The sequence below is a fragment of the Streptomyces sp. NPDC001002 genome, from assembly GCF_053599215.1.
In genome coordinates this window covers 1-17,066 of the sequence record NZ_JBSFLV010000093.1, presented here as the reverse complement: position 1 = coordinate 17,066, position 17,066 = coordinate 1, and the positions used below count along the sequence as shown (strand labels likewise).

The following is a 17,066-nucleotide window of genomic DNA, read 5'->3' as shown; positions in this document are numbered from 1 at the left end:
AAGTGGATGAATCTATCCGCTTACGGGATATGGGTGCGGGGTGGGCTGAGATTCGTCACCCTGAGTGCATGAGCGGTGGCATCGAGGTAGGTGGGGAACCCGAGGCGTCGGACAGCATGAGGACGTTCGGGGCGTTCGTGCAGGGGCTGCGGGAGCATGCGGGCATGAGTCGGGAGGAGTTGGGGGAGCGGGTTCATCTGTCCAAGCACTCCATCGCGTCCATTGAGTTGGGGAGGAGGTTGGCGGACGAGCAGTTCGTGGAGATGGCGGAACCGGCACTTGGCAACACGGGTGCGTTGCGGAAGGCGTTCGGGCGGGTGGGGCGGCAACCGGGGTTTGCGGCGTGGTTCCGGCGGTGGGCTGCGCTGGAACAGGAGGCGGTGAGTCTGGCCACCTATGAATGCCGGTTGATTCCGGGGCTGTTGCAGTCCGAGCCGTACGCGCGAGCGGTGTTCGTGAACAGCATTCCGCCGTTGTCGGACGAGCAAGTGGAGGCAAGGGCGGCGGCTCGCATGGAGCGGCAGCAGATGTTGCGTGAGCGCCCCAACACGTCGTTCAGCTTCGTCGTGGACGAGCACATCGTGCGGCGGCACTTGGGAGGTGTCGAGGTTGTTCGAACGCAACTGGACCACATGCTGGAGTGCGCCCAACTCCGCAACGTGGAGATCCAGATCATGCTGACGGAGAGCGCGGCGCATGCGGGCCTGGAGGGTCCCCTAGCCCTGCTGGAGACTCCGGATGGTAAGCATCTCGCCTACTCGGAAGGCCAGTTGACGGGTCAGTTGATCTCCGACCCAAAAGACGCTGCCATGCTGCACCGCCGTTATGCGACACTCCGCTCACAGGCTCTCAGCCCCCTGGACTCGGTGAGCCTGCTGGAGCGGATCAGAGGAGAGCTATGAACGGCATCACCGAACTGGCCTGGTTCAAGTCCAGCTACAGCAGCGCTCAGGGCGACAACTGCATAGAAGTAGCCGTCACCCCCGCCACCATCCACATCCGCGACACCAAAGACCGCACCCGCGCTCACCTCACCGTCGGCCCCGCCGCTTGGTCCACCTTCGTCGCACACCGCAGTACCCGGGAAGCATCCAACTCCCTTAGCTGACCCGTGAGTTGAATGCGCGCCGTATGCCGGATGTCCGCGCTGGACGCGCCGAGCCGTAGCTCCAGCGCACCCGGCTCCACCACCCGGACCCCCCGCCGATCCGTGAACGCCGACAGGTCCGCGTGGAACTGGAACGTCACCCGGCGCGACTCACCCGGCTCCAACTCCACGCGCTGGTAGCCGATCAGCCGGACGTCAGGGCGAGTCACCGAGGCGACCGGGTCGTGCAGGTACAGCTGGACGACCTCCGCCCCCGCCCGCTCCCCGGCGTTCCGGACGGTCAGCGCGAGATCGTACGTACCGTCCGTGCCGATCTCCTGGGCGGAGCCGCCGGTGAAGTCCTCCCAGGCGAACGTCGTGTAGGACCGCCCCTCGCCGAAGGCATACAGCGGGGTCGGGTCGAGGTTGCTGACCTCGCCGGCCAGGCCGAGGGGCGGCTGGAGGTAGGTCCACGGCTGGCCGCCCGGGACGCGCGGGACGCTCACCGGCAGCCGCCCGGACGGGTTGACGCGGCCCGACAGCACCCCCGTGACTGCCGGGCCGCCCTCCTCCCCCGGGAAGAACGCCTGCACTACGGCGGCGAGTTGGCCGTGCCAGCGGCCCAACGCGTAGGGGCGGCCGGTCAGCAGGACCAGTACGACCGGGACCCCCGTCGCGACCAGCGCGTCCAGCAAGTCACCTTGGATGCCGGGGAGTTGCAGGTCCGCCACATCGCAGCCCTCGCCGGATGTGCCCCGGCCGAACAGGCCCGCCCGGTCGCCGAGCACCGCCACGCACACGTCCGCCTCCGACGTGCGGGCCACCGCCTCCGTGAACCCCGAGTCGTCCGGGTCGGACACCCCGCAGCCCTCGGCGAACGTCACCTTGGCGTCGGGGAGTTCGGCCCGCAGCGCCTCCAGGACGGTCGGGATCTCGATGCCCATCGGCACCTCGGGGTGGTGGGTGAGCACGTGGGACGGGAAGGAGTAACAGCCGAGCATGGCCAGGGAGTCGGCGGCTCGGGGGCCCACCACCGCGATCCGGGTGTCGGGGGAGAGCGGCAGGATGCCGTCCGGGTTGTCCAGCAGCACCACCGACTCCTCGGCCAGTCGGCGGGCGATCGCGCGGTTGGCGGTCGAGTCGAGGTCGATCGTCTCCCTCGGCTCCGGGCTCCAGTCCTCGTCCAGCAGCCCCAACTCGCACTTCTGCAGCAGGACTCGGTGCGCCGCCCGGTCGACGAGGGTCTCGGGCACCTCACCCGCCCGCACCGCGTCCAGCAGCGGCTCCCCGTAGCACTTCAGCGTCGGCAGCTCCACGTCGATCCCCGCCGACAGCGCCGCGTGCGCCGCCTCCGCCGGGGTGCCCGCCACCCGGTGCAGGGTCTGGAGGAAGCCGATGCCGAAGTAGTCGGCGACCACCGTGCCCGTGAACTCCCACTCCTCGCGCAGGAGTTGGGTCAGCAACCCCGGGTCCGCCGACGCCGGGACGCCGTCCGTGTCGGTGTACGCGGCCATCACCGACCGCGCGCCGCCCTCGCGCAGGGCCAGTTCGAAGGGCGGCAGGGTGATGTCCGCGAACTCGCGGACGCCCGCGCGCACGGGGGCGAGATTGCGGGCGCCCGCCGAGGAGGCGTACCCGGCGAAGTGCTTGAGGGTGGCGATGATCCCGGCCGACTCAAGGCCCCGGACGTAGGCCGCGCCGACCGTCCCGACCAGGTACGGGTCCTCGCCGATGGTCTCCTCGACCCGGCCCCAGCGCGGGTCGCGCACGACGTCCAGGACGGGGGCGAGGCCCTGGTGGACGCCGGCCGCGCGCAGGTCGTGGCCGATGGCGCGGGCCATGTCCTCGACCAGGGGCGGGTCGAAGGTGGCGCCCCAGGCCAGGGGGACGGGGTAGGCGGTGGCGCCCCAGGCGGTGAAGCCGGCCAGGCACTCCTCGTGGGCGATCGCCGGGATGCCGAAGCGGCCCGCCGCCGCGATCCGGTGCTGGGCGCGGGCCAACGCCTGTGCGCCGAGGGCCGGTTCGACGGGGGCGGTGCCGAAGGAGCGGGTGAGCTGGCCCAGACCGTGGGTGATCAACTCGTCCCAGTCGTAGGCGGCGGTCATCTCGCTCTGCAGGGGCGCGACTCCGTCGCCGTCCGTGGCGGCGCCCACCCAGACGCCGTACAGCTGGGCGGTCTTCTCCTGGAGCGTCATCCGGGAGAGGAGGTCCTCGACGCGGGCGGCGGCGGGCAGGGCGGGGTCACGCCAGGGGGCGGTGGTCATGAAACTCCTGCTCTGGTCGAGGGGGTGTGGCTGACCCTCTCGCGAATGTTTCGACGCATATATCGAATGTTCCGGGAACCTAGGGCGGTGTGAGGGGTTCGTCAAGAGGTCGCGCAGGGATACGATCGCCGCCATGACACCCCCGGAGCCCGTGGAAACCCGGACGGCTACGCCGACGACAGGCCGGTCCTCGCAGACCGCGACCCTCGCGGAGATCGCCCGCGAGGCGGGCGTGTCCGCGCCGACTGTTTCGAAGGTCCTCAACGGACGTGCGGATGTGGCCCCGGCCACCCGCAGCCGCGTCGAGGACCTGCTGCGCGCGCACGGCTACCGGCGCCGCCGCGCCGAGGCCAGCCGCTCGCCGCTGATCGACCTGGTCTTCCACGAACTGGAGAGCGCCTGGGCGATGGAGGTCATCCGGGGCGTGGAGAACGTGGCCCGGGAGAACGGTCTGAGCGTGGTGCTCAGTGAGAGCGCGGGGCGGCTGACGCCGGGGCGGACCTGGGCCGACCAGGTCGCCGCCCGCCGGCCGCACGGCGTGATCCTCGTACTGTCCGGTCTCGACGAGTCCCAGCGTGCCCTGCTGACCAGCCGCTCCATCCCGTTCGTGGTGATGGACCCGGCCGGTGACCCGGGTGTCGACGTGCCCTCGATCGGTGCCACCAACTGGCAGGGCGGCCTGGCCGCCACCCGGCACCTGATCGATCTCGGCCACACCCGCATCGGCGCGATCACCGGTCCGACCCGCATGATGTGCAGCCGCGCGCGGGTGGACGGCTACCGGGCCGCGCTGGAGACCGCGGGCCTGCCGGTCGACCCGGCGCTGATCGCGACCGGCGACTTCCACCACGAGGCCGGCTACCGGCAGGGACTGGAACTGCTGCGCCGCCCGGACCGCCCGACCGCCGTCTTCGCCCTCAACGACCTCCAGGCGCTCGGACTCTACGAAGCCGCGCGGGAGTTGGGGCTGCGCATCCCGGAGGACCTGAGCGTGGTCGGCTTCGACGATCTGCCGGTCGCCCGCTGGGTGGGGCCGCCGCTGACGACCGTACGGCAGCCGTTGATGGAGATGGCCGAGGCGGCGGGCAAGCTGGTCCTCGACCTGGGGCGCGAGGACCAGCCGCCGGTGGCCACGCGGGTGGAGCTGGCGACGAGCCTGGTGGTGCGCAGCAGCACGGGGGCGCCGCCGGTGGCCGGAAGGTGACGTATTGACGGGTGGTGCGGGCGCGCCCACACTCCTCCGAAGCCAATCGGTTCATTGACCGAAACTTTCGGAGGCACCCGCATGAGATCTCTGAGAACAGGCTTACCGGGAACGGGCTTATCACTGGCGGCAGTTGTGGTCGGCGCCGCGATGTTGTTCACCGCGCCCGTGGCGCATGCGGCCGACACCCCGCTGCGCGATCTGGCCGCCGCGAAGGGCAAGGTCGTCGGTACGGCGGTCACCGGCTCCAAGCTGACCGGGTCGTACGGCGACATCGCGGGGGCGCAGTTCAGCGCGCTCACGCCCGGCAACGCCATGAAGTGGGGGTCGGTCGAGCCGACCCAGGGCTCCTTCAACTGGGCGGAGGCCGACCAGATCGTCGCCTTCGCGCAGGCCCACAACCAGCAGGTACGCGGCCACACCCTGGTCTGGCACAGCCAGAACCCGAGCTGGCTGACGAACGGCACGTGGACGTCGGCCCAGCTCGGCACCCTCCTCCAGAACCACATCAACACCGAGGTCGGCCGCTACAAGGGCAAGATCGCGGCCTGGGACGTGGTCAACGAGCCGTTCAACGAGGACGGCAGCTACCGCTCGACGCTCTGGTACAACGGCCTCGGCGCCAACTACATAGCGCAGGCGCTGACTTGGGCCCGCGCGGCCGACCCGGCCGCCAAGCTGTACATCAACGACTACAACGTCGAGGGCGTCAACGCGAAGTCGACTGCCCTGTACAACCTGGTCAAGTCCCTGAAGGCGGCGGGCGTTCCGATCGACGGCGTCGGCCTCCAGGCCCACCTCATCCTCGGCCAGGTCCCGGCCACCCTCCAGCAGAACATTCAGCGCTTCGCCGACCTCGGCGTCGACGTGGCGATCACGGAGCTGGACGTACGGATGGTGCTGCCGGCGGACAGCGCGAAACTCGCCCAACAGGCCGCCGACTACAAGGCGGTGGTCGCCGCGTGCGTGGCCGTCACCCGCTGCGTCAACGTCACCGTCTGGGGCTTCACCGACTCCGACTCCTGGGTGCCGGGCACGTTCCCGGGGTACGGGGCGGCGACACCGTACGACGAGAACTACGCGCCGAAACCGGCGTACTACGCGATCGCGGAGGCGCTGGGCGGGGGCACGACGACTCCGCCGACGGGCGCGTGCGCGGCGACCTACTCGGTGACCAGCCAGTGGAACACCGGGTTCACGGGCCAGGTGAAGATCGCCTGCTCCGGTGCCGCCCTCTCCTCCTGGCACGCGAACTGGACCTTCGGGGCGGGCCAGCAGGTCACGCAGGCCTGGAACGCGGTCTGCACGCAGTCGGGCGCGGCCGTGTCCTGCGCGAACGCCTCGTACAACGGGTCGGTGCCGGACGGGGGCTCGGTGACGTTCGGGTTCAACGGGTCGTGGAGCGGGAGCAATCCGGTGCCGGTGGTGACACTGGCCTGAGCGGGTTTTTGGGGTTCCTGGGGCTCTTGGGCTGAGCGGGGTCTTGGGGATGTCTGAGAATGTGAGATTTTCCGAAGAAAACCGTCCTGAGACGCTCGCCCTAACAGTCTCCTAATAATTCGGACTTACGTTCCTTCCGTGACGGGAGACGAGAGCGGCGACGAGGTCAGACGAACGGGCCGGCGGTCGAGCGTGTTGAAGGCCGTCGGCCTCGCTCTCGCGGGCGTGCTGGTGCTGACCGTGGCGGCGGCCGGCTGGGCGTACTGGCACCTCAACAACAACATCAAGAGCGTCGACATCAACAGCGCGCTCGGCGACGACCGCCCGGCCCCGGGGGTCACCACCCCGTCCGCCTCGGCGAGCGCGTCGGCGTCCCCGTTGCCCACCGGTGCCGTGAACATCCTGGTCCTGGGCTCGGACTCGCGCAGCGGCAAGGAGAACCAGGAACTCGGCGGGGGTGACAGCTCCGGCGCCCGCTCCGACACAGCGATGGTCGTGCACATCGACGCGGGCCGGACCAGCGCGACGGTGGTGAGCATCCCGCGCGACACGCTGGTCACCCGCCCGTCCTGCCCTCTCTCCTCCGGGAGTTCGACGTCGGTGGCGTACAACTCGATGTTCAACAGCGCCTATTCGGTCGGCGGGCCGGTGTGCGCGGTCAAGACGGTCGAGTCGATCACGAACGTCCGCATGGACCACTACATAGAGATCGACTTCGCGGGCTTCGCGAAGCTGGTCAACGCGCTGGGCGGGGTCACCGTCACGACCGACGAGGACATCAACGACGACGACAGCCACCTGCACCTGAAGGCGGGCACGCACCACCTGAACGGCACGCAGGCGCTGGCGCTGGCCCGCACCCGACACGGCATAGGCGACGGCAGCGACCTGGGCCGCATAGGCCTCCAACAGAAGCTGGTGAAGGCCCTGTTGACCCAGATCTCGTCGACCAACCTCCTCACCAACCCGGCCAAGCTCTACGAGGTCGCCGACGCGGTGACGGACAGCCTGACGACGGACACGGGCCTGAACTCGCTGAGCGAACTGATGCGGCTGGGCCAGAGCTTGAAGAGTCTGCCGGTGAGCGAACTGAAGACGGTGATGATGCCGGTGGTGCCTGCGCCGTCGGACTCCAATCGGGTGGTGGCCAAGGAGCCGGCGGCGGGGGAGTTGTGGGAGTCGTTGAGGTGAGAGGCCACGGTCTGCGTAGGGGGAATGGTCCGCGCAAGGCATGAGCCGGCCGGGCGGCGCACGCCCATACTGGATTCGTGCTTCGGGGGCCGTTGCGACGGGCGGGTATGCGTCGGCGTCTCGTCCGCGTCGGCCTCTTCACCGCCGTCGGGGCGGGGTCGACCGGCCTTGCGGTGTGGATGCTCCTCGGCGGAGCGTCCGACCATGTCGCCGCGGTGGGCGGGCTGTTCATCGGCATCGCCTCCCTGGTCCTGGCCCTGGTCGACTTCTTCCGGGAGGAGCCGTCTCCGCTCGATCCCGCCGCGTACGCCGACGACCTCGCCCGCTCGGTCGGAGCGCAGTGGCTCGACGAGGCGGAGGCCCGGCGGCTGCGCGATCCGAGGGTGCTGCCGATCGCCTGGGAGACGACCGGCCGGGAGGTCGCGGACGAGCCGCGTGCGGCGACCGCCGGCGGGCGGGTGGTGCGCGTGCGGCTGGACGGCAGGCTGGACGGGGACTTCGACCGTGCCGTCAGCCGACTCGCCGACGGCTACGGGCGGTTGGAGCAGGGCAGGCTCGTCGTCATCGGTGAACCCGGGGCGGGCAAGACGGTCCTGGCGCTGCTGCTGACCCTCGGGCTGCTGGCCTCCCGCGATCCGGGGACGCGCGTCCCGGTGCTGCTCCCCGTCTCGTCCTGGGATCCGCTGCGCGAGCCGTTGGACGACTGGATCGTCCGTACCCTCGCGGTCCCGTACTACGGCGGCGACCCGGAGATCCCGCGCCTCCTGTTCGCCCACGGTCTGCTGCTCCCGGTGCTCGACGGCCTGGACGAGATCCCGGAATCCGCCCGCCGGGGCGCGATCCGCGGCATCAACCAGGCGATCGGCGTGGAACGTCCCGTCGTCGTGACCTGTCGTGCCGTCGAGTACGAGGAGCTGATCCGGGGCGGGGCCCCACGCCTGAGACGGGCGCCCGTGGTGGAGGTGCTGCCGGTGCCGCCCGCCGACGTCATCGGCTACCTCGGTGACCTCGACTGGCCGGACGGCGTCGGCTGGGACGGCGTCTTCGGCCGGCTGCGCGCCGAGCCCCAGGGGCCGGTGGCGGAGGCCCTGTCGACGCCGCTGATGGTGACGACGGCCCGCCTGGTGTACCGGGGAGGCGGCCGCGACCCCGTCGAACTGCTGGACGAGGAGCGGTTCGACTGCCGGTACGCGGTCGAGGACCATCTGACGCGCCAGGTGGTCGAGGCGGCGTACGCGCCCGATCCCGGGGTGCCCGGGAGCGAGCACGACCGTGCCCGGTGGACTCCCGAACAGGCGCGGCGCTGGCTGACGTTCCTCGCCCGCTATCTGCACGAGCACCAGGAGCGTGATCTGGTGTGGTGGCTGCTGGGTGCGCGGCTGCTGCCCGGGTGGGCGGGACCGGTCGTCGCGTTCGGCACGGGACTGCTGCTCGCGTGCGTCGCGGTGGGGTGGGGCACGGTCATGGGACCCGACGAATTCGGGCCGTTCGGCGCGATCGTGGGTGTGGCGCTGTTGTCCGCGGCGCTGTTCGGCCTGATCGCCTCCATCCTCTGGTACGCGGCGGGCAGTCCGCTGCCGGGACGGCTGTCGTGGTCCCTGAGCGGGTCCGGGCTGAGGCTGCGGCGCGGGTTCCGCAACGGCGCGGTCCTGAGCGCCGCGTTCGTCGTCCCCGTGGCCGTGGGCGTGATGCTGGTGACCGTACTGAGTCTGACGCTCGGGCCGGGGACACTGCAGAGCGCCGAGGCGCTCGCCAAGCTGCTCGCCGTGTGTGCCGCGCTGAGCGTCGTGACCGGGCTGGCGCTGGCCGCGCACGGCTGGCTCAACGCTCCGCCGTCCCGGGCCGTCCAGGTCAGTCCCGCCAACTCGGTTGCTCAGGACCGGCGTTCGGCTGTGGCAGGGGCGGTCCTTGCCGGTGCGATCTTCGGTGTGACGGCCATGTACGGACTGCGGGTGGGCCTGCTCGCGGGCGGAGTCCTGTTCCGCTGGGCGAGCGGCTGGCCGGGCTGGCCGGGAAACGCCGGCCTGGGCGACTACACCCGGGCGGAGTGGCACAGCACGGGCCACACGTACGGCGTGGGCCGCCTTGGGGTGGCCTTGCCGCTGCTGCTGCCGGGGACGCTGTTCGCCGTGTTCGTCGTGCTCACCCGGGCCTGGCCGCGCTTCGTCGTGGTCCGCTGGTGGCTCGCCCTGAGAGGCCGGCTGCCCTGGCGGCTGATGGCGTTCCTGACCGACGCCCGGCGACGGGAGATCCTCCGCCAGTCCGGCGGCACCTACCAGTTCCGGCACATCCGGCTCCAGGAAGCCCTCGCGGGACAGCAGGCCCGCGACCGGTCTTCGCCGATGCCACGGAGGAACGAGCCGGAGAGTGTGCGCCGTCGGGTCGTGCTGGCGGCGGGACTGGCCGCCGCCTGCGCCGGTACGGGCGTGGTGCTGGCGCATCACCGGGACGAGAGCAGAGCGGTCTTCACGGAACCCGACAAGCACCACCTGTCCGCTGTGGCGTTCCGCCCGGGCACGCACGAACTGGTGTGGGCGACGGGCGACGGCCGGATCTGGTGGGGCAACGCGCTCCCCGGACGGCGGCTCCTCGGCGACCCCTACCGTCTGACCCGGCCCGGCTGGAAGAAATCGCTCCCCGACGTGAACTGCCTGACGTTCGACCCGACAGGCACGAGATTCCTGGCCGTCGGGTGCAAGGAGGCACTGGAGCTCTGGGACGTCCGGCCGCGGACTCCGGTCCTGCTGAGTCGCTGGCGGACGCTGGGCGTCGACTCCCTAGTGTTCCGCCCCTCGGGCGGCTACCTGGCCGGCACCTACACGGCCTCCGACACAAGCCTGTCCGGCTACTTCGTGGGCCACATCGGACCCGACGGCCTCCGGCACAAGCTGACCCGCCAGGACGACGAGGTGGAGGGGGCCAGCGCCCTGGCCTTCCTGCGGGCGGGAGAGCTGGTGCTCCAGGCCGGCCACATCGTCGCCCTCCCGCCGCCGTACGAGAAAAAGGGCCGCACGCTCTTCACCCCCGTGCAGTACGACAACTACAGCAACAACCAACCCGGAGTGTTCGCCAGCCCGTACGACGACTGCCTCTTCGTGTCGTCGCCCCACAGCGAAATGTGGCGGCTGGGCCTCGGGGGCGACTGGTACCGGACCGATCGAGGGCTGTCCGGCTCCTCTGCCGCGGCCTTCCACCCGAAGAAACCCGTCCTCGCTTTCGCCGGCGTCACCGACAAGGACTACGAGAGTCGCACCGACGGCACCGTCGAGCTGTGGTCCACCGACGGAACCCCGTCCCGCATCAAGACCCTGCACGGCCACATGAACCGGGTCACCTCCATGAGCTTCAGCTCCGACGGCACCCTCCTCGCGACGGCGAGCGAGGACGGCACGGTCCGCCTCTGGGACGGCGTCGGCTAGTCCCGCGGTGCCAGCAACCCCCGTACCACGCCCCGAAGTTGCCCCTCCACGTCCCACCCCCCGGTGATCTCCTCCCACCGCCCCGCCACCACCGCCAGATGCGGAAACTCCCCGGCGTCCTCCTCCGTGACAAGGGCGGACATGAACGGCCGGCGACCCGGGTCGGCGGCCCGGCGTTCCTCCGCGCGGTGGAAGACGAGGGCGCCGTAGATGACGTACCAGACGGTGCGGTACGCGTGGACCGCCTCCGTCGGAGACAACCCGCATTCCACCGCCGCGCCGATGATCGCTTCCGGGATCCACAGCGCGCTGCGGTCGGTGAGGTCGCCGAGGCCCAGGACGTCGACGATCCAGCTGAACTGGCTGATGCCCGTGTAGGTGTGGAGCGCGACCGTGACGATCCGTTCGCGCGGGTCCTCCGGAAGCACCGGGCGTGGGATCGATGCCGCCATCCCCGACAGCGTGAGCATCAGCAGCTCGTCCTTGTCGCGTACGTGGTGGTAGAGCGCCATCGGGGTGGCGCCCACCTCCTTGGCGACCCGGCGCATGGAGACCGCCTCGACGCCCTCCTCCTGGAGGATGCGCCGGGCCACCGCCACGATCTGGTCCGCCTCGATGCGGCGCGGCCGGCCGACGCTGCGCTTGCGTACCACCGGGACCTCTGGGCTTGGTTCGTCTCCCACGGGTGCATTCTCTCGCGGCCGGTTTCCAGCGCCCCTCCGCATCCGGCCCGGCCTCCCCCTGGCTAATTTCTGTACGCGTATATTAATCTGCTGAGCATGGTGGATTCGCAGACGCGCACATCACAAACATGCACATCACAGACACGCACCTCCCGTTGGTTGCTGCCGGTGCTGCTGACCGTGCAGTTCCTGGTCTCCCTCGACATGTCCGTCGTCAACGTCGCCCTGCCGGACATGGGGACCGGCCTGGGGTTCGGCGGGGACTCGTTGTCCTGGGTCGTGAACGCCTACGCCCTCACCTTCGGCGGGCTGTTGATGCTCGGTGGGCGGCTCGCCGACGTCGTGGGGCGGCGGCGGACGCTGATCGCCGGGTTCGCGGTCTTCGGGGCCGCGAGTCTCGCGGGCGGACTCGCGCAGGCGCCGGGGCAGTTGATCGCCTGCCGGGCGGTGCAGGGCGTCGGGGCCGCCGCACTCGCGCCGGTCGCGCTCACTCTCATCACCGTCAACTACCCGGCGGGCAGCGCCCGTTCGCGCGCCCTCGGCCTGTGGGGCGCCGCCGGTGCGGCCGGCGGTGCCGTCGGTGTACTGGCCGGCGGGCTGCTCACCGACTGGGCCGGCTGGCGTGCCGTCATGCTCGTCAACGTGCCGGTCGTGATCGCCGTACTCGCCCTCGCGCGTACCGCCGTACCCGCCGACCGTCGGTCCGAAGGACCCAGGCCGCGGCTGGATCTGGTCGGGGCGTTCCTCGTCACCGCCGGGACCACCCTGCTCGTCCTCGGCCTGGTGCGCACCGAGGCCTACGGCTGGACCGCCTGGCAGACCGAGGTGGCCCTGGGTGGTGCCGCCCTTCTGCTCGCCGCCTTCGCCGTGGCCGAGCGGCGGGTACGGCAGCCGTTGTTGCGGCTCGGGCTGCTCAGGGGCGGTCCGGTGCTCGCGGCGAACGTCTTCGCGCTGATGATGACGGCCGGCCAGTTCGCCGCCTTCTACTTCACCTCCCTCTATCTGCAACAGGTCCTCGGGTACGGGGCTACCGCCACCGGCAGTGCCTTCCTGCCGTTCTGCGTCGGGATCGTGGTCGCCTCGGTGGTCGCCGCGAAGACGGTCGCGCGGGTCGGGCCCCGGGCTCTGCTGGTGACGGGCGGGCTGCTCGCGGCGGCGGGGATCGCCTGGTTCGCGGCGGCCCTCGCGGTCGACGGCGGCTTCCTGGCCACCGTCCTCGGTCCGTCCCTCGTCGCCAGCCTCGGCATCGGGCTGTGCTTCGTGCCCCTCGGTACGGCGGCCACGGCCGGGGTCGACCCGGCGGAGACCGGCATGGCATCCGGGCTGCTCAACACCTCGCGCCAGGTCGGCGGAGCCGTGGGGCTCGGCGTACAGGTCACGGTCGCGGCGAGCGTCGGCGGTGGAGCGGGCGGGGCCCAAGGGCTCGTCGACGGGTTCTCGGCCGCGTACTGGGTGGCCGCCGGGCTGCTGGCCTTCGGTGCGCTCGCGGGTGGACTGCTGTACGGGAAAGCGGCCCGGCCTGCGGAAACGTACTCCGGAGAAAAAACTTCGAAGAATTCCGGCGACCGTGTCGATCCGGCCGGATCCCGATCGACGCAGGGGTGAGAGGCCGGGAAGGACCCGGCCCCGCATCGAATGAGGAGGGCACCATGCCCCGCTACCTGTCGCTTGTGCAGATCGACGAGAAGACCGCCCCCGCCGAGGGCCCCAGCCCCGAGCTGATGCAGCGCATGGGCGAGCTGATCGAGGAGGTCACCAAGGCCGGCGTGATGCTCGACACCGCCGGTCTCACCCCGTCCGCGCAGGGCACGAAGGTGCACTGGGAGAACGGCGAGATCAGCGTCACCGACGGACCCTTCACCGAGTCCAAGGAGGTCGTCGGCGGCTACGCGATCATGCAGTGCAAGGACCGCGCCGAGGCCCTGGAGTGGACGAAGCGGTTCCTGAAGGTGCACGAGGAGTTCTGGACGGTGACCTGCGAGGTGCGGGAGATCATGGAGGGCTGAGCGGCCGCCCTCGTCCGTATGCCGGTCGTCCTTGGTCCTGCGCCGGTCCGGGTGTCGAATGGGGGGCTGTGAGCCCACAGCCCCCCGGCCGACCGTCCGACGACCGACAGCAACCCGTCGACCGACAGTCCCACGACCAGCCGTCGTCGGCCGACCCCGTCGACCGGCAGTCCCACGACCGGCCGTCGTCGGCCGACCCCGTCGACCCCGGTCACGCCATCGACACCGTCTTCCGTATCGAATCCCCCCGCATCATCGCCGGCGTCGCCCGTATCGTCCGTGACGTCGGGATCGCCGAGGAGCTCGCCCAGGACGCGCTGGTCGCCGCCCTGGAGCAGTGGCCGCGGGACGGCGTGCCGGACAACCCGGGCGCCTGGCTCATGGCCACCGCCCGCCACCGCGCCGTCGACCTCATCCGGCGCCGGGAGAACTACGCCCGCAAGCTCCAGGAGATCGGCCGCGACCTGGAGACCACCGCGCCGCCCGAGGAGCCGGCCGACCCGGAGGACATCGACGACGACCTGCTCAGGCTCGTCTTCACCGCCTGCCACCCCGTGCTGTCCGCCGAGGCCCGCATCGCCCTCACCCTGCGCCTGCTCGGCGGCCTGACCACCGCCGAGATCGCCCGCGCCTTCCTCACCCCCGAACCGACGGTCGCCCAGCGCATCGTCCGCGCCAAACGCACCCTCGCCACGAGGAACGTCGACTTCGAGGTGCCCTACGGCCCCGAGCGCGCGGCCCGGCTGGGCTCCGTACTCGACGTCATCTACCTGATCTTCAACGAGGGGTACGCGGCCACCGCCGGCGACGACTGGCTGCGCCCGGCGCTGTGCGAGGACGCCCTGCGCCTTGCCCGCGTGCTGTCCGGGCTGATGCCGAAGGAGCCCGAAGTGCACGCGCTGACCTCGCTGTTGGAGTTCCAGGCGTCCCGCACCGCCGCCCGCACCGGCCCGAACGGCGAGCCCGTCCTGCTCGCGGACCAGAACCGCCGCCGCTGGAACCGCATGCTGATCGCCCGCGGCATCACCGCCTTGGGCCGCGCCGATGCCACCTCCACCGGCGCCCCCGGCCCGTACGCCCTCCAGGCCGCCATCGCCGCCTGCCACGCCCACGCCTACACCTACGAGGAGACCGACTGGCGCACGATCGCCACGCTCTACGGGCTCCTTGCCGCCCGTGCGCCCTCGCCCGTCGTCGAACTCAACCGCGCGGTCGCCGTGGCGATGGACCGGGGGCCGGGCGAGGGGCTCGCGATCGTCGATGCCGTGGCCGACCAACCCGCCCTGAAGGACTACCACTTGCTGCCCAGCGTCCGCGGCGACCTGCTGGAGCGGCTCGGGCGTACGGCGGAGGCGCGAGAGGAGTTCGTGCGGGCGGCGGGGCTCGCGCGCAACGAGCGGGAGCGGGAGATGCTGCTGGGGCGGGCCGAGAAGTGCCGTTCTTGACCTGGAACCCCCCGACTGTTTACTCGTAACTCTGTTCCCCTCCCACCTCGTTGAGCACTACAGTGATCCGGCCGCTGAGCATCGGCTGTGTGATCGCCTGGGGGACAGACGCCGACCCGGCCGCGCGCGGCACCATTCGACTGGATTTCGACTGGATGACCTGATCTGCGTCACGTCATCCGCTCCGTGGGGGAGACGACAACTTGAGACCGTTCACGCGCCGCCATGTCGCGGCGCTCGCCACCGCGGCGGCCCTGGCCGCCGTAGGGACCCTGGCCACCGCGCCGGGCGCCGTCGCCGACGACGCCGGGCCCTGGCCGGGCACCGAGGGCAGGATCCTGACCGACGGACCGTGGCTGGTCGACCCGGCCACCGGCGCGGCCACCGCCGTCCCGGGCGCAGGCTCGGGGGAGTACGCGGCCTGGGCACCCGACGGCAGCCGCTTCGCCGTCGTCAACGGGCAGACGATCACCAGCGTCCGCACCGGCGGCACCACGAAGATCACCCTGCCCCGGGCCGAGGGCATGCGCTCCAGCGCCACCTACACGGACCTGACCTTCGGGTGGGGCGGCCGGTACGTGGCCTTCGCCACCGGCGGCCAGCTCGCCTACGGCCCCTCCGACGGCTCCTACGCCCCGGCCCCGCTGCTGTCCAGCTCCCTTGAGCCGGCCTCGGTCTGCGACACCGAGCCGACGGTGAACACCGCCGGGCTCGTCGCCTTCGAGCGTCGTACCGGCAACTGCTCAAGCGCTCCGGGCGTGTACGTCTACACGGGGTCCACGAACACGGTCAAGCGCGTCCTGACCAACGCCCAGCAGCCCGCCTACTCGCCGGACGGCACCAAGCTGGCCTTCGTCCGCGACGGGCAGATCTTCACGGCGAAGGCCGACGGCACCGACGTCAAGCAGCTGACCACCGACGCCCGTTCCTACGCCAACCCGTCCTGGTCGCCCACCGGCACCCGGATCGTCTTCGACGTGCACGCCTCGGCGAACGGCGTCGACACGCACACCACCGAGTACGCCGCCGTGGCCGACGGCGCCCTCACCGTGGTTCCCGGCGGCGCGCACGGCAGCAACCCCAGCTGGCAGCCGCTGCGCAAGAACAACACCGCCCGCGTCTGGGGCAGCGACAGCTACGCCACCGCGATCGCCGCCTCCCGCTGGAGCTGGAACACCGTCGGCACCAGCTCGTCCGGCCTGCTGAACGCCAAGACCGCGGTGCTGATCAACCGGGACGACGCGGCGTACTCGCTCACCGCGCCCGCGCTGGCCGGCAAGAAGCAGGGCCCGGTGCTGATGACCCCGAAGACGGGTCTTTCGACGGCGGTGAAGAACGAGCTCAAGCGCACCCTGAAGAAGGGCGCGTCCGTCTGGATGCTCGGCGGCACCTCGATCCTCACCAACAACGTCTCCACCCAGCTCAAGGCGCTCGGCTACGTGCCCAAGCGGCTGTCCGGCGTGGACCGTTACGAGACCTCGGTCAAGGTGGCCAAGGCGGTCACCACCGCCCCGAAGTACGTGTTCCTGGCCAGCGGCACCGACTACAAGGCGGCCCTCCCGGCGGCCTCCGCGGCCGGCTCCGACGGCACCGCGAGCACGGCCACCTTCGTCCTCAGCAACGGCAAGAAGCTGACGGCGGCGGTGAAGTCGTACCTCAACAGCGTGAACCCCGACAAGACCATGGTCATCCCGGTCGGGTCGGACGCGAAGTACGCGCTGACGCACACCTCGTTCTCCAAGTGGCCGTCGACGTACTACTACTACCCGGTCACCTCGGGCACCAGCGAAGGCCTCTCGGTGGCCCTCGCCAAGTTCTGGTGGACCGTGCCCAGCCAGGTGGCGTTCGCCTACACCGGCGCCTGGCGCGACGGTGTCTCGGCGGGCGCGGCGATGAACATCTACGCGCCGCTCGTGTGGACCTCGCGCCCCGACCTGTCCGCCGACCCCAAGAGCTACCTGCTCCGCGAGTCCGCGGGCACGCAGCTGGCGGTCGCCTTCGGGCCCACGGCCTCGGTCACGGCGGGCTCGTTGAACACGGCCGGCGCCGCGATGAGCGCGAACGGCAGCCAGTTCACGTACACGCCGTTCTACAACGGAGTCGCGCCCGCGAGCGCGCAGTCACTGCGCGCGGACACCGCCGGTCCCGTCGCCGCTCCGGCCAAGTCCGGCCCGGTGACGGCCGATCCGCACCTGGGCTCGCTCAGGACGGCCAAGCACCAGTAAAACGGCGGTAGTTACGCCTGTGCGGGGGCGCCGACCAACATGGTCGGCGGCGGCCCCGCGTCCGGCCCGGTCCACGTCGACCTCCCCGCCGGCGACTGGACG

At 71.1% G+C, this 17,066-nt stretch carries 12 protein-coding genes; 10 read left to right on the top strand and 2 right to left on the bottom strand.

What is annotated here, in order from left to right:
• The first annotated feature begins 68 nt into the window (after positions 1-68).
• Together ACWDR3_RS32905 and ACWDR3_RS32900 are read left to right on the top strand one after the other, a co-directional pair.
• A complete protein-coding gene (locus tag ACWDR3_RS32905) occupies positions 69-902 on the top strand; it encodes a helix-turn-helix domain-containing protein (protein ID WP_450356204.1) in 834 nt (277 codons plus the stop codon).
• Positions 899-1,108, top strand: coding sequence for a DUF397 domain-containing protein (locus ACWDR3_RS32900; protein WP_450356203.1), 210 nt, complete (start codon positions 899-901; stop codon positions 1,106-1,108). Before ACWDR3_RS32905 ends, ACWDR3_RS32900 begins: the two co-directional genes overlap by 4 nt.
• On the opposite strand, the gene ACWDR3_RS32895 is transcribed toward ACWDR3_RS32900, so the two are convergent.
• Complete coding sequence (locus ACWDR3_RS32895; protein ID WP_450356202.1) at positions 1,027-3,351, bottom strand: beta-xylosidase/alpha-l-arabinosidase; 2,325 nt, start codon at positions 3,349-3,351, stop codon at positions 1,027-1,029. The two genes, ACWDR3_RS32900 and ACWDR3_RS32895, sit on opposite strands and share 82 nt — an antisense overlap.
• 133 nt (positions 3,352-3,484) lie before the next feature.
• On the opposite strand from ACWDR3_RS32895, the gene ACWDR3_RS32890 reads away from it, so the two are divergent.
• The 4 genes from ACWDR3_RS32890 (at position 3,485) to ACWDR3_RS32875 (ending at position 10,605) form a co-directional block, all read left to right on the top strand.
• Complete coding sequence (locus ACWDR3_RS32890; protein WP_450356201.1) at positions 3,485-4,555, top strand: LacI family DNA-binding transcriptional regulator; 1,071 nt, start codon at positions 3,485-3,487, stop codon at positions 4,553-4,555.
• A gap of 81 nt (positions 4,556-4,636) precedes the next feature.
• The gene (locus tag ACWDR3_RS32885) at positions 4,637-5,995 is read left to right on the top strand and encodes an endo-1,4-beta-xylanase (protein WP_450356200.1); all 1,359 of its coding nucleotides are present in this window, start codon (positions 4,637-4,639) and stop codon (positions 5,993-5,995) included.
• A gap of 138 nt (positions 5,996-6,133) precedes the next feature.
• The gene (locus ACWDR3_RS32880) at positions 6,134-7,186 is read left to right on the top strand and encodes an LCP family protein (protein ID WP_450356199.1); all 1,053 of its coding nucleotides are present in this window, start codon (positions 6,134-6,136) and stop codon (positions 7,184-7,186) included.
• 107 nt (positions 7,187-7,293) lie between these two features.
• Positions 7,294-10,605 (top strand): hypothetical protein, encoded by a 3,312-nt coding sequence (locus tag ACWDR3_RS32875; protein ID WP_450356198.1) that lies wholly within the window; start codon positions 7,294-7,296, stop codon positions 10,603-10,605.
• On the opposite strand, the gene ACWDR3_RS32870 is transcribed toward ACWDR3_RS32875, so the two are convergent.
• Positions 10,602-11,288: a TetR/AcrR family transcriptional regulator gene (locus tag ACWDR3_RS32870; RefSeq protein WP_450356197.1), complete on the bottom strand. Its 687-nt coding sequence runs from the start codon at positions 11,286-11,288 to the stop codon at positions 10,602-10,604. The genes ACWDR3_RS32875 and ACWDR3_RS32870 overlap by 4 nt on opposite strands.
• A 96-nt stretch (positions 11,289-11,384) precedes the next feature.
• Here ACWDR3_RS32870 and ACWDR3_RS32865 point away from each other — a divergent pair, with 96 nt between their 5' ends.
• The 4 genes from ACWDR3_RS32865 (at position 11,385) to ACWDR3_RS32850 (ending at position 16,964) form a co-directional block, all read left to right on the top strand.
• Positions 11,385-12,893 (top strand): MFS transporter, encoded by a 1,509-nt coding sequence (locus tag ACWDR3_RS32865; RefSeq protein ID WP_450356196.1) that lies wholly within the window; start codon positions 11,385-11,387, stop codon positions 12,891-12,893.
• Between the two features lie 44 nt (positions 12,894-12,937).
• Positions 12,938-13,294, top strand: a complete 357-nt coding sequence (locus tag ACWDR3_RS32860) for a YciI family protein (protein WP_450356195.1) — start codon at positions 12,938-12,940, stop codon at positions 13,292-13,294.
• Positions 13,295-13,512: 218 nt separating this feature from the next.
• Positions 13,513-14,739, top strand: coding sequence for an RNA polymerase sigma factor (locus ACWDR3_RS32855; protein ID WP_450356229.1), 1,227 nt, complete (start codon positions 13,513-13,515; stop codon positions 14,737-14,739).
• A 203-nt stretch (positions 14,740-14,942) separates the two neighbouring features.
• Positions 14,943-16,964, top strand: a complete 2,022-nt coding sequence (locus tag ACWDR3_RS32850; RefSeq protein ID WP_450356194.1) for a cell wall-binding repeat-containing protein — start codon at positions 14,943-14,945, stop codon at positions 16,962-16,964.
• Positions 16,965-17,066 lie beyond the last annotated feature (102 nt).